Source organism: Enterobacter sp. Taxon_2 (genome assembly GCF_058355295.1).
Genome location: NZ_CM178024.1, coordinates 1,975,180 through 1,987,461 on the forward strand (window position 1 = coordinate 1,975,180; position 12,282 = coordinate 1,987,461).

Sequence of the window (12,282 nt, forward strand, 5' to 3'; positions counted from 1 at the left end):
ACAATGAAATTCAGTGAACTGTGGTTACGCGAGTGGGTGAACACCACGCTGGACAGCGAAGCGCTTTCTAACCAGATCACCATGGCGGGTCTGGAAGTGGACGGCGTTGAGCCGGTTTCAGGTGCATTCAACGGCGTGGTCGTCGGCGAAGTGGTAGAGTGCGGTCAGCACCCTAACGCTGACAAACTGCGTGTAACAAAAGTGAACGTGGGCGGTGACCGTCTGCTGGATATCGTCTGCGGTGCGCCAAACTGCCGTCAGGGCCTGAAGGTGGCCGTGGCGACCGTCGGTGCGGTACTGCCGGGCGATTTCAAAATTAAAGCGGCTAAGCTGCGCGGCGAGCCGTCTGAAGGCATGCTGTGTTCCTTCTCCGAGCTGGGTATTTCCGACGACCACAACGGCATCATTGAGCTGCCGCTGGATGCGCCAATTGGCACCGATATCCGTGAGTACCTGAAGCTTGATGACAACACCATCGAAATCAGCGTCACGCCAAACCGTGCCGACTGCTTAGGTATCATCGGCGTGGCGCGCGATGTGGCCGTGCTGAACCAGACCGAACTGAATGCGCCGGACGTTGCGCCGGTTGAAGCGACCATCAGTGACGTGCTGCCTATTCAGGTTGACGCTGCGGATGCCTGCCCGCGCTACCTCGGTCGCGTGGTGAAAGGCATTAACGTAAAAGCGCCAACCCCGCTGTGGATGAAAGAGAAGCTGCGCCGCTGCGGTATCCGCTCTATCGACGCTGTGGTTGACGTGACTAACTATGTCCTGCTGGAGCTGGGCCAGCCAATGCACGCGTTCGATAAAGATCGTATCGACGGCGGCATCGTTGTGCGCATGGCGAAAGAGGGTGAAACCCTGGTTCTGCTGGACGGCAGCGAAGCGAAACTGAACGCCGACACCCTGGTGATTGCTGACCACAGCAAAGCGCTGGCAATGGGCGGTATCTTCGGGGGCGAGCATTCAGGCGTGAACGACGAGACGCAAAACGTCCTGCTGGAATGCGCGTTCTTCAGCCCGCTCTCTATCACCGGTCGCGCACGCCGTCACGGCCTGCATACCGATGCCTCTCACCGCTACGAGCGCGGCGTTGACCCGGCGCTGCAGTATAAAGCGATGGAACGTGCGACTCGCCTGCTGATCGATATCTGCGGTGGTGAAGCAGGCCCGGTTATCGACGTCACCCACGAAGCGACCCTGCCGAAGCGTGCCATCATTACCCTGCGCCGCAGCAAGCTGGATCGCCTGATTGGCCATCACGTTGCCGATGCGCAGGTGACCGACATCCTGACGCGTCTGGGCTGCGAAGTGACCGAAGGCCAGGACGAGTGGAAAGCCGTTGCGCCATCATGGCGTTTCGACATGGAAATTGAAGAAGATCTGGTGGAAGAAGTGGCCCGCGTTTACGGCTATAACAACATCCCTGACGAGCCTGTCCAGGCAGGTCTGGTGATGGGCACCCACCGTGAAGCCGACCTGTCCCTGAAGCGTGTGAAAACCATGCTGAATGACAAAGGCTACCAGGAAGTGATCACCTACAGCTTTGTGGATCCAAAGCTGCAGCAGCTGATCCACCCGGGCCAGGAGGCGCTGATCCTGCCAAGCCCAATCTCCAGCGAAATGTCCGCGATGCGTCTGTCTCTGTGGACGGGCCTGCTGGGCACTGTCGTTTATAACCAGAATCGTCAGCAAAACCGCGTGCGAATTTTCGAAAGCGGTTTGCGCTTTGTACCGGATAATCAGGCAAATTTAGGCATCCGTCAGGATCTCATGCTGGCTGGCGCCATCAGCGGCAACCGCTATGAAGAGCACTGGGACCTGGCAAAAGGCACGGTTGATTTCTACGATATGAAGGGCGATCTGGAAGCAATTCTGGATCTGACCGGTAAATTATCTGAAATTGAATTCCGCGCAGAAGCCATCCCGGCACTGCATCCGGGCCAGAGCGCAGCTATCTATTTAGACGGCAAACGCGTTGGTTTTATTGGAGTTGTTCACCCTGAGCTGGAGCGCAAGCTGGACCTGAACGGCCGTACCATCGTGTTCGAGCTGGAATGGAACCCGGTGGCTGACCGCGTTATTCCTCAGGCTCAGGACGTCTCCCGCTTCCCGGCAAACCGCCGTGATATCGCGGTTGTGGTCGCGGAAAATGTGCCCGCAGCAGATATTTTGGCCGAATGTAAGAAAGTTGGCGTAAATCAGGTAGTTGGCGTAAACTTATTTGACGTGTACCGCGGCAAGGGCGTAGCAGAAGGTTTCAAGAGCCTCGCTATTAGCCTTATCCTTCAGGATACCAGCCGTACACTCGAAGAAGAGGAGATTGCCGCTACCGTCGCCAAATGTGTAGAGGCATTAAAAGAGCGATTCCAGGCATCATTGAGGGATTGAACCTATGGCGCTTACAAAAGCTGAAATGTCAGAATATCTGTTTGATAAGCTTGGGCTTAGCAAACGGGATGCCAAAGAGCTGGTAGAGCTGTTTTTCGAAGAGATCCGTCGTGCTCTGGAAAATGGTGAGCAGGTAAAACTCTCCGGTTTTGGCAATTTTGATTTGCGAGACAAAAACCAACGTCCGGGCCGCAACCCGAAGACGGGGGAAGATATTCCCATTACAGCCCGCCGCGTGGTGACCTTCAGACCCGGCCAGAAGTTAAAAAGCCGTGTCGAAAACGCAACGCCCAAAGCAGAGTAATATGAACTAACTAAAAAGGCCGCCCACGCGGCCTTTTTTCTTTGCGCTCTCCGGCAAACCCGCCGTAAAATCAATTACATCTCACGCTACTAAAACCGTACACATGCTTGATTATGCCCATCGCCAGCACCGTTCCGATAAGCGTCGCCTGCTTTTGCTGGTGCTATTGCTCATTGTCGCCGCGGCCGTGAGCCTCTGCGCCGGAGACCGATGGATAGGGCCTGAAAGCTGGTGGGGGCCGGACGGGCAGCTCTTCGTCTGGCAAATTCGCCTGCCGCGCACCGTCGCGGTGGTTCTGGTGGGTGCCGCGCTGGCGCTGTGCGGCACCATTATGCAGGCGCTGTTTGATAATCCGCTGGCGGAACCCGGGCTGCTTGGCGTGTCGAACGGAGCGGGCGTGGGGCTGATTGCGGCGGTGATGCTGGGCGGGGGAGAACTCTCCGGATGGAGTATTAGCCTGAGTGCTATTCTCGGCGCATTGCTGATCACAGCGATCCTTCTTCGCTTCGCCAGACGGCACTTATCGACCAGCCGTCTGCTGCTTGCCGGCGTGGCACTGGGGATCATCTGTAGCGCGTTGATGACCTGGGCGGTTTACTTCTCAACATCTTTTGACTTGCGTCAGCTGATGTACTGGATGATGGGCGGCTTTGGGGGCGTTGACTGGCACCAGGGCTGGCTGATGGCGCTGCTGGTACCGGTCATCGTGTGGGCTGCCCTGCAGGCGCAGCCGCTGAATATGCTCGCGCTGGGTGAAACCTCTGCCCGCCAGCTCGGCATGCCGATTGGGTTCTGGCGTAATGTGCTGGTGATCGTCATTGGCTGGCTGGTTGGCGTCAGCGTGGCCCTGGCGGGCGCGATCGGTTTTATCGGGCTGGTTATTCCGCACATGCTGCGTCTGTGTGGGCTCACGGACCATCGGACTCTGCTTCCGGCCTCGGCGGTCGCCGGGGCCGTCACGCTGCTGGTGGCCGATATCATCGCCCGGCTAGCCCTGACGGCCGCAGAGCTGCCGATTGGCGTGGTGACCGCCACGCTGGGCGCCCCGGTATTTATCTGGCTACTATTAAAAGCTGGACGTTAAATCAACTAGCCGTAAGACAACCTGAGGGAATGCTATGCAGTCAACTATCCTGAATACTGAAGTGACCACCATTGACGGCGAGAAAACCACGCTGGAAGGCTACAAAGGCAACGTGTTGCTTGTCGTCAACGTGGCATCCAAATGTGGCCTGACGCCGCAGTACGAGCAGCTGGAAAACATTCAGAAGGCCTGGGAGAAAGACGGTTTCACCGTGCTGGGCTTCCCGTGCAACCAGTTCCTCGGCCAGGAGCCGGGCAGCGAAGAGGAGATCAAAACCTTCTGCAGTACCACCTATGGCGTGACGTTCCCGATGTTCAGCAAAATCGATGTCAACGGTGAAGACCGCCATCCGCTGTATGCGAAGCTGATCTCTGCCGCACCGAAGGCCGTTGCGCCGGAAGGAAGCGGTTTTTATGAACGCATGGCCAGCAAAGGCCGCGCGCCGCTTTACCCGGACGATATACTCTGGAACTTCGAAAAATTCCTGATTGGTCGCGACGGCCAGGTCGTTCAGCGTTTTTCACCGGATATGACCCCTGAGGATCCGATCCTCATGGAATCGATCAAGCTGGCGTTGGCGAAATAATGTCGTTGCTGATGCAGCTCACGGACGTTGCCGAGAAGGGGCGTCTGGAGGCGATATCCGGTGCCGTCAATGCGGGAGAAATTCTGCATCTTGTTGGGCCAAACGGTGCGGGGAAGAGCACGCTGCTGGCACGGATGGCAGGCATGACCGACGGAGAAGGGCAGATAACGCTGCTGGAGCATACGCTCGCCGACTGGTCTCCGGTCTCGCTGGCGCATCGGCGCAGTTACCTCGTGCAGCAGCAGATGCCGCCCTTTGCGATGCCGGTCTGGCACTATCTGATGCTGCATTTGCACGACAAACAACAAACGTCACTGCTGACGGACGTGGCCGCGGCTCTGGGGCTGGAAGATAAACTGTCCCGGCACGCCAGCCAGCTTTCCGGCGGAGAGTGGCAGCGGGTGCGCCTGGCGGCTGTCATCCTTCAGATCCACCCGGCCGGCAATCCTCACGGGCGGATGCTGCTTCTCGATGAGCCCATGAGCGGCCTGGACGTGGCGCAGCAGGCGGCACTGGATACGCTGTTAAGCACCCTGAGCCGAAAAGGCATTGCCGTGGTGATGAGCAGCCATGACCTCAACCACACCCTGCGTCATGCCCACCGGGTATGGCTGCTCTCGAAGGGAAAGATGATTGCCAGCGGTGCGCGGGATCAGGTTCTTACGCCACCCCATCTTGCCCGCGCGTATAACATGTCGTTCCGCAGGCTGGATATAGAAGGACATAAGATGCTGATTTCTACCGGGCAGGTGTAACCGTTTCTTGCCTGTGAGCACAATTGCACGCTAAATTACGAAAAGAACAATAAAAGCAGAGGATTCGTCTGAAAATGCGATTCTGGTTTCTCCTGATGGCCACACTCTTTCTTGCGGGATGCAGTAGCCATCGTGCGCCGCCGCCTAACCCACGGCTTTCAGATTCGATCACCGTTATTGCCAGCCTTAACGATCAGCTGAGCAACTGGCGCGGCACGCCTTATCGCTACGGCGGCATGAGCCGCGGCGGTGTGGATTGCTCCGGCTTCGTTCTGATGACGTTTCGCGATAAGTTTGATTTACAGCTTCCGCGCGAAACGCGCAAGCAGGCAGAAATCGGCACTGAAATTGATAAAGACGATCTTCTCCCCGGAGACCTGGTTTTCTTCAAAACTGGTTCGGGTGAAAGCGGTCTTCACGTGGGCATATATGATACAGACAATCAGTTCATTCACGCCTCGACCAGTCGCGGGGTGATGCGCTCCTCTCTTGATAATGTTTACTGGCGTAAAAATTTCTGGCAGGCACGACGTATATAGTCTTTGTCGGATACTTCTCTTATGACGGCATGGTAAGAATAAATCATGCCGTTTTTTCTCAAATAAGATGCTTAAAGTTAAATTTACCTAAAATTAGCGAATCCTGCATGTGTCTGTTTTATCTAAAACTGGCTATTATTCTGCAACCAGGATAAAATTATTTTAGATTCAGGGATAAATCTGAAAATTAATACGGAACTAATGAAATTAATCTTATTAAAATCAAGACAGTGGAATTGTGTCGGCAATTGCTCCAGGATGTCCTCTCTCATCTTTAATGCGGGGCGAGTGCAATGATTATTACGCTAGATAATGCTTACCAGTCTGAACTGCTGCTTCTGCCTGCCCGTAATAGTGCAGGTGAGCTGAAAGGTTTAGAAATTCTGGTTAACTTTACTGGCGTCGGCAGCAATGTGCGGATCCCCACTGAGCTTGTTATCCCTCGGCTTTCAGCGGCTGAAGAGTTAGCGCTGTTTGACGAAAAACTGCAATTGCTTGATACCTGTAAACTGTTTTTTATTCAGCATCAGTTAATTGCATGGATCAATATTACACCTGCAATAGTTGAATTTTTATTAAGTAATGGAAACGCTGTTTCAATCCTTGAGCGTTATCCGTTTCTTGAGTTTACTGTTAATGAGAATTATCCAGGTTTAAATAACGGAAAGGACGACCTGCAGCTGGCGAGAATGGCAATCCATTTCCCGTTGGTCCTGGCAAACTTTGGTGCAGGCGCCGCCTCGCTCAAAGCGGTCTATGATGGATTATTTAAACGGGTCATTCTTGATAAAGGATTCATTCAGCAGCGTGCCCTGGAGCTCTCTTTTGAGCCTTTTATGCGCGCAATCCTCTGGCAAATCACGCCGCACTGCCAGTCAGTGATTGTCTCGGGCATTGACGACCACGGCCTGTTGCAACGCGTTTTGTCCTTCAATTTTGGTGCAATGCAGGGGGCTCTCTGGCCAGCCGTCTCTGCAGAACACGTCACTACGCTGGTTCAGCAGCGATAACCCTTGCTTTCGCCCGTGTTTAAGTCCGGGTAAACCCTCTACACTAAAAGCAGGAGGACTTATGACCCTGTCTTTTACTGCTCACTGGCATGACGAGTTGCCTGGCTTTTACACCGCACTCAAACCTACACCGTTACACAATTCACGCCTTATCTGGCATAACGATTTGCTGGCTGAAGAACTGGCTATTCCGCCTGAGCTGTTTCAGCGTTCAGAGGGCGCTGGCGTCTGGGGCGGTGAAACGCTTCTTGCCGGTATGCAGCCTCTGGCTCAGGTCTATAGCGGACATCAGTTTGGCGTCTGGGCGGGACAGCTGGGCGACGGCAGGGGGATCCTGCTCGGCGAACAACAGCTTCCCAACGGGGAGACGGTTGACTGGCACCTGAAAGGCGCGGGCCTGACTCCCTATTCGCGGATGGGCGACGGGCGAGCGGTACTGCGTTCAACGATTCGCGAGTGCCTGGGCTCCGAGGCGATGCATGCCCTGGGTATCCCCACCACCCGCGCGCTGTCGATCGTGACCAGCGATACCCCGGTTATGCGTGAAACCGTGGAAAAGGGTGCAATGCTAATGCGTATCGCGCAAAGCCATTTGCGCTTCGGTCATTTTGAGCATTTTTACTATCGTCGCGAGCCGGAAAAGGTGCGCCAGCTGGCTGACTTTGCCATTCGTCACCACTGGGCACATTTGCAGGACGAGGCGGATAAATACGTTCTCTGGTTCAGGGACGTGGTGGCTCGTACCGCAACCCTGATTGCCCGCTGGCAAACGGTAGGCTTTGCCCATGGCGTGATGAATACGGACAACATGTCGCTTCTCGGGTTGACCTTTGACTACGGTCCTTTTGGCTTCCTGGATGATTATCAGCCTGGGTACATCTGCAACCACTCCGACTATCAGGGGCGCTACAGTTTTGACAATCAGCCCGCGGTGGGCCTGTGGAACCTGCAGCGGCTTGCACAAACCCTGTCGCCGTTTATCGACGTTGATGCCCTGAATGATGCCCTCGACAGCTATCAGGAGATCTTACTGCGGGAATATGGCACGCTGATGCGCAACAAGCTGGGGCTGGTGACGCAGGAGAAGGGCGATAACGACATCCTCAATGGCCTGTTTGCCCTGATGGCGCGCGAGGGCAGCGATTACACGCGCACCTTCCGGATGCTGGGGCAGACGGAGCAGTACAGCGCCGCCTCGCCGCTGCGCGATGAGTTTATTGACAGACAGGCGTTTGACGACTGGTTTGCATCCTACCGCACGCGGCTGCAGCAGGAGCAGGTGGATGATGCCGCCCGCCAGACGCAGATGAACACCACGAACCCCGCGATGGTGTTGCGCAACTGGCTGGCGCAGCGGGCGATTGAGCAGGCAGAGCAGGGCGAGTACGACGAGTTACACCGTCTGCACGTGGCGTTGCGCACGCCGTTTGCCGATCGGGACGACGACTACGTCAGCCGCCCGCCTGACTGGGGCAAGCGGCTGGAGGTCAGCTGCTCAAGCTAGCGATTTTTGCCGGGCGGCGGCGTCGCCTAACCCGGCCTGAACATCACTGCGCGACCCAGCCGCCATCCATATTCCACGCGGCGCCGCGAACGTTCACGGCGATGTCGCTACACAAAAACAGCGCCAGTTCGCCCAGCTGCTCCGGGGTGACAAACTCACCCGAAGGCTGTTTTTCTGCAAGGAGCAGATCGCGAGCCTGCTCCGGCGGTACGCCCTCAGCGATACGTTTGTCGATCTGCTGCTGCACCAGAGGCGTCAGCACCCAGCCGGGACAGATCGTATTGGCGGTAATGCCGGTGCGCGCGGTTTCCAGCGCCAGCGATTTCGTAAAGCCCACTACGCCATGCTTGGCGGCCACGTAGGCCGACTTCTCTTTTGACGCGACCAGTCCGTGAACGGAGGCGATATTAATGATGCGCCCCCAGTTTTTCTCGCGCATGGCGGGCAGCGCCAGCCGGCTGGTATGAAACACCGAGGAGAGATTAATGGCGATAATGTCGTTCCATTTCTCCACCGGAAACGCGTCAACCGGGGCGACATACTGTATCCCGGCATTGTTGACAAGAATGTCCACGCCGCCAAACTGCGATTCGGCGTAGCGCATCATGGCTTCAATTTGCAGCACGTCACGCAGGTCTGCATCGTGATAGCCCGGCTTTTTGCCCAGTTGCGCAATCTCTTCTCGTGCTGATTCGCTGTCGCCGAAACCGTTGAGGATCAGCTGCGCCCCGGCCTTCGCCAGCACGCGGGCGATCCCCAGACCAATGCCGCTGGTCGAGCCTGTCACCAGTACGGTCTTACCGTTCAGATTCATCTTTCTCTCCTTACACAATGCCGGTCAGATAGAACACGGCAATGACAAAAAGCACTGCCAGACTTTTAATGATGGTGATAGCGAAAATGCCGCCGTAGGCCTGGCGATGGCTCAGGCCGGTAATCGCCAGCAGGGTAATCACCGCGCCGTTATGGGGCAGCGTATCCATACCGCCGCTCGCCATTGAGGCCACGCGGTGCAGCACCTCAAGCGGGATATTGGCGGCGTGGGCGGCGGCGACAAACGAGTCGGCCATGGCGGCGAGGGCAATACTCATCCCGCCGGATGCCGAGCCGGTGATCCCCGCAAGCACCGTCACGCTGATGGCTTCATTCAGCAGCGGATTCGGAATGGCCGCTAGCGCGTGGGATAACACCAGAAAACCGGGCAGGGCGGCGATAACCGCGCCGAAACCGTATTCCGAGGCGGTATTCATCGCCGCCAGAATGGCACCGCTCACCGCGGTCCGGCTGCCTTCAGCCAGACGCCCCCGGATATTGCGAAAGCCAAAAATCAGCACCAGCACGATACCGGAGATCAGCGCCGCTTCCACGGCCCAGATGGCGGTGATCTTGCCCACCTCGGTCACAATCGGTTTCGCCAGACCTGGCAGCGTAAGCTCGTGGGTTGTGCCGTACCAGCCGGGGATCCAGCGGGTAAACAGCAGGTTTAGTATGCCCACTACCAGCAGCGGGGAGATAGCAATCAGCGGGTGAGGGAGGTTAATGTTGTCCGGCGTTTCCGGTTCATTTTTCAGTTCCGTGCCGTAACCCTCGTTGTTGCTGAGCGCCTTACGACGCTGGCGCTCCAGCCAGAGCAGGCCAAAACAGATAATAAACAGCGAGCCAATCAGCCCCAGCCACGGCGCGGCCCAGGCGTTGGTACCAAAGAAGCTGGTGGGGATAATGTTCTGGATCTGCGGCGTGCCGGGCAGGGCATCCATGGTAAATGAGAATGCCCCCAGCGCCACGGTGGCCGGTATCAGCCGTTTAGGGATGCCGCTCTGGCGGAACAGTTCCGCGGCGAACGGATAAACCGCAAACGCCACCACGAACAGCGACACGCCGCCGTAGGTTAACAGCGCGCACACGAGAACAATTACCGGGATCGCGTGGCGACGGCCGAGGATCTGAATCGCCGCAGCGACGATGGACCGTGAGAAACCGGAAAGCTCAATCAGTTTGCCAAACACCGCTCCCAGCAGGAAAACCGGGAAGTAGAGCTTGACGAAGCCGACCATTTTTTCCATAAACAGGCCGGTAAACGTCGGGCCGACGGCGCCCGGGTCGGTCAGCAGCACGGCGCCGAGCGCCGCAATCGGCGCAAACAAAATCACGCTGTATCCGCGATAGGCCGCCAGCATCAGCAGCGCCAGCGCCGCCAGGGCAATTAATACACTCATCACGACTCCTCACTGTCATTATTATTCGGGTACCAACGAGATGTTTAACGCTCAACGGTCAGGGCAATGCCTTGCCCGCCGCCTACGCACAGGGTGACGAGCCCTTTTTTAACGTCACGGCGCTGCATTTCGTGCAGCAGCGTCACGAGGACGCGGCAGCCGGAGGCGCCAATCGGATGACCGAGGGCGATAGCGCCGCCGTTAACGTTCACCTTTTGCGCATCCCAGCCGAGCTGCTTGCCCACCGCCAGCGCCTGGGCGGCAAAGGCTTCATTGGCTTCAATGAGGTCCACGTCATCGAGCGTCCAGCCCGCCCGCGCCAGCGCGGTCTGACAGGCGCTGACCGGACCGATGCCCATCACCGACGGGTCAACGCCCGTCACGGCATAGCTCACGATGCGACCGAGGATCGGCAACCCGCTCTCCCGCGCCTTTTCACCACTCATCAGCAGCACCGCAGCGGCGCCGTCGTTGAGCGTGGAGGCATTTCCCGCCGTGACCGTGCCTTCCTCCTGCAAAAAGGCGGGGCGCAGCTGCGCAAGCTGCTCAGCGCTGGTCCCTGGCCGGGGCTGTTCGTCACGGCTGACGATAAGCGGCGGTTTTTTACCCTGTTTCACCGTCACCGGCGCTATCTCGGTGTCAAAGCGACCCGCTTCGATGGCGGCGGCCGCTTTTTGCTGCGACCGGGCGGCAAAGGCGTCCTGCTGCTCGCGGGAAATATCATTCTCACGGGCGACGTTTTCAGCGGTGATCCCCATGTGGTAATCGTTGAACGCGTCCCACAGACCGTCGGTAATCATGCTGTCCTGCAGGCCCGTATGGCCAAAACGCAGCCCTGAACGTGCGCCGTCCAGCAGATAAGGGGCATTGCTCATGCTCTCCTGACCGCCAGCGATAACCACATCCGCGTCGCCGCAGCGGATCGCCTGCGCGGCGAGCTGCACCGCTTTCAAGCCCGCACCGCAGACCAGGTTGACCGTTGTCGCTGGAGTGCGGACGGGCAATCCGGCGTTGATGGCCGTCTGGCGCGCAGGGTTTTGTCCGCATCCCGCCGACAGCACCTGACCGAAAATCACCTCATCTATCGTCTCAGCTGGAAGACCGCTGTTCTCCAGCAGACGACTCACCGCTATGGCCCCCAGCTCAACCGCTGAAAGGGAAGATAGCGATCCGCGAAAACTGCCAATGGGGGTTCGCGTTGCCCCGACAATCATGACCTCTTTCATCGTAAGTCCTCAGCTGAAGCGCATCTCGCGAACGTCGTCCGCCACAATTAATTTCCCGGCGGTCTTAGCCGCAATGTCGTCGATACTGACGCCGGGGGCGTATTCCCGCAGGATGAACGCGCCGTCCGCGATCTCGAGCAGCGCGAGGTCGGTTAAGACCCGGCGGATGCAGCCCGCGCCCGTGAGCGGCAGCGTGCAGCGCGACAGCAGCTTTGACTCACCGCTTTTTGACGCGTGGGTCATTACCACAATGATGTTCTGCGCCCCGGCGACGAGATCCATCGCGCCGCCCATGCCCTTCACCATCTTTCCGGGGATCATCCACGAGGCGATATTGCCCTCGACGTCCACCTCAAACGCGCCCAGCACGGTCAGGTCAACATGGCCGCCGCGGATCATCGCAAACGACTGGGCCGAGTCGAAAATGGCCGCGCCTGTCCGTGCGGTCACGGTCTGTTTACCGGCGTTGATCATGTCGGCGTCGAGGCTCTGCTCGTCAGGAAAAGCCCCCATCCCCAGCAGTCCGTTTTCCGACTGGAGCATCACATCCATCCCGTCCGGAATGTAATTCGCCACCAGGGTAGGGATACCAATCCCCAGGTTGACGTAATACCCGTCGCGCAGCTCGCGGGCGACGCGCATGGCCATCTGTTCACGGGTTAACATC

Annotated in this window: 12 protein-coding genes; 8 read left to right on the top strand and 4 right to left on the bottom strand. The window is 57.6% G+C overall.

From position 1 onward, the window contains the following. The first annotated feature begins 3 nt into the window (after positions 1-3). From pheT to selO, 8 genes are all read left to right on the top strand, one after another. Complete coding sequence (pheT, locus tag AC4IC4_RS09330; RefSeq protein WP_491472590.1) at positions 4-2,391, top strand: phenylalanine--tRNA ligase subunit beta; 2,388 nt, start codon at positions 4-6, stop codon at positions 2,389-2,391. Positions 2,392-2,395: 4 nt separating this feature from the next. Next, on the top strand, positions 2,396-2,695 hold the full coding sequence (gene ihfA, locus AC4IC4_RS09335) for an integration host factor subunit alpha (protein WP_003857805.1): 300 nt from the start codon (positions 2,396-2,398) through the stop codon (positions 2,693-2,695). A 103-nt stretch (positions 2,696-2,798) separates the two neighbouring features. Further along, complete coding sequence (gene btuC, locus AC4IC4_RS09340; RefSeq protein ID WP_032650944.1) at positions 2,799-3,779, top strand: vitamin B12 ABC transporter permease BtuC; 981 nt, start codon at positions 2,799-2,801, stop codon at positions 3,777-3,779. 34 nt (positions 3,780-3,813) lie between these two features. After that, positions 3,814-4,365 carry a glutathione peroxidase gene (locus AC4IC4_RS09345; RefSeq protein WP_473721865.1) on the top strand — a complete coding sequence of 184 codons (552 nt, stop codon included), beginning with the start codon at positions 3,814-3,816 and terminating at the stop codon, positions 4,363-4,365. Next, on the top strand, positions 4,365-5,120 hold the full coding sequence (btuD, locus tag AC4IC4_RS09350) for a vitamin B12 ABC transporter ATP-binding protein BtuD (protein ID WP_417927243.1): 756 nt from the start codon (positions 4,365-4,367) through the stop codon (positions 5,118-5,120). Before AC4IC4_RS09345 ends, btuD begins: the two co-directional genes overlap by 1 nt. A 74-nt stretch (positions 5,121-5,194) precedes the next feature. Then, positions 5,195-5,659, top strand: coding sequence for a C40 family peptidase (locus AC4IC4_RS09355; protein ID WP_023335377.1), 465 nt, complete (start codon positions 5,195-5,197; stop codon positions 5,657-5,659). Positions 5,660-5,952: 293 nt separating this feature from the next. Further along, on the top strand, positions 5,953-6,669 hold the full coding sequence (locus AC4IC4_RS09360; RefSeq protein WP_248164141.1) for an EAL domain-containing protein: 717 nt from the start codon (positions 5,953-5,955) through the stop codon (positions 6,667-6,669). Positions 6,670-6,730: 61 nt separating this feature from the next. After that, positions 6,731-8,173, top strand: a complete 1,443-nt coding sequence (selO, locus tag AC4IC4_RS09365; protein ID WP_417927244.1) for a protein adenylyltransferase SelO — start codon at positions 6,731-6,733, stop codon at positions 8,171-8,173. A 43-nt stretch (positions 8,174-8,216) separates the two neighbouring features. Here the strand turns inward: selO and AC4IC4_RS09370 are convergent, their stop codons facing one another. The 4 genes from AC4IC4_RS09370 to AC4IC4_RS09385 are packed head-to-tail and all read right to left on the bottom strand — an operon-like array spanning position 8,217 to position 12,281. Further along, a complete protein-coding gene (locus AC4IC4_RS09370) occupies positions 8,217-8,987 on the bottom strand; it encodes a 3-hydroxybutyrate dehydrogenase (RefSeq protein WP_024909425.1) in 771 nt (256 codons plus the stop codon). A gap of 10 nt (positions 8,988-8,997) precedes the next feature. Beyond that, complete coding sequence (locus tag AC4IC4_RS09375) at positions 8,998-10,392, bottom strand: GntP family permease (RefSeq protein WP_417927245.1); 1,395 nt, start codon at positions 10,390-10,392, stop codon at positions 8,998-9,000. Between the two features lie 41 nt (positions 10,393-10,433). Then, on the bottom strand, positions 10,434-11,615 hold the full coding sequence (locus AC4IC4_RS09380) for an acetyl-CoA C-acetyltransferase (protein ID WP_491472591.1): 1,182 nt from the start codon (positions 11,613-11,615) through the stop codon (positions 10,434-10,436). A gap of 9 nt (positions 11,616-11,624) precedes the next feature. Further along, complete coding sequence (locus tag AC4IC4_RS09385; protein WP_032650952.1) at positions 11,625-12,281, bottom strand: CoA transferase subunit B; 657 nt, start codon at positions 12,279-12,281, stop codon at positions 11,625-11,627. Position 12,282: the final 1 nt, after the last annotated feature.

What these genes read in the sequence shown, in the direction of transcription:
- AC4IC4_RS09380 (WP_491472591.1), bottom strand. Translation starts at nt 11,615, where the DNA reads ATGAAAGAGGTCATGATTGTCGGGGCAACGCGAACCCCCATTGGCAGT.
- selO (WP_417927244.1), top strand. Translation starts at nt 6,731, where the DNA reads ATGACCCTGTCTTTTACTGCTCACTGGCATGACGAGTTGCCTGGCTTT.
- btuD (WP_417927243.1), top strand. Translation starts at nt 4,365, where the DNA reads ATGTCGTTGCTGATGCAGCTCACGGACGTTGCCGAGAAGGGGCGTCTG.
- btuC (WP_032650944.1), top strand. Translation starts at nt 2,799, where the DNA reads ATGCTTGATTATGCCCATCGCCAGCACCGTTCCGATAAGCGTCGCCTG.
- pheT (WP_491472590.1), top strand. Translation starts at nt 4, where the DNA reads ATGAAATTCAGTGAACTGTGGTTACGCGAGTGGGTGAACACCACGCTG.
- AC4IC4_RS09385 (WP_032650952.1), bottom strand. Translation starts at nt 12,281, where the DNA reads ATGTTAACCCGTGAACAGATGGCCATGCGCGTCGCCCGCGAGCTGCGC.
- AC4IC4_RS09370 (WP_024909425.1), bottom strand. Translation starts at nt 8,987, where the DNA reads ATGAATCTGAACGGTAAGACCGTACTGGTGACAGGCTCGACCAGCGGC.
- ihfA (WP_003857805.1), top strand. Translation starts at nt 2,396, where the DNA reads ATGGCGCTTACAAAAGCTGAAATGTCAGAATATCTGTTTGATAAGCTT.
- AC4IC4_RS09355 (WP_023335377.1), top strand. Translation starts at nt 5,195, where the DNA reads ATGCGATTCTGGTTTCTCCTGATGGCCACACTCTTTCTTGCGGGATGC.
- AC4IC4_RS09345 (WP_473721865.1), top strand. Translation starts at nt 3,814, where the DNA reads ATGCAGTCAACTATCCTGAATACTGAAGTGACCACCATTGACGGCGAG.
- AC4IC4_RS09360 (WP_248164141.1), top strand. Translation starts at nt 5,953, where the DNA reads ATGATTATTACGCTAGATAATGCTTACCAGTCTGAACTGCTGCTTCTG.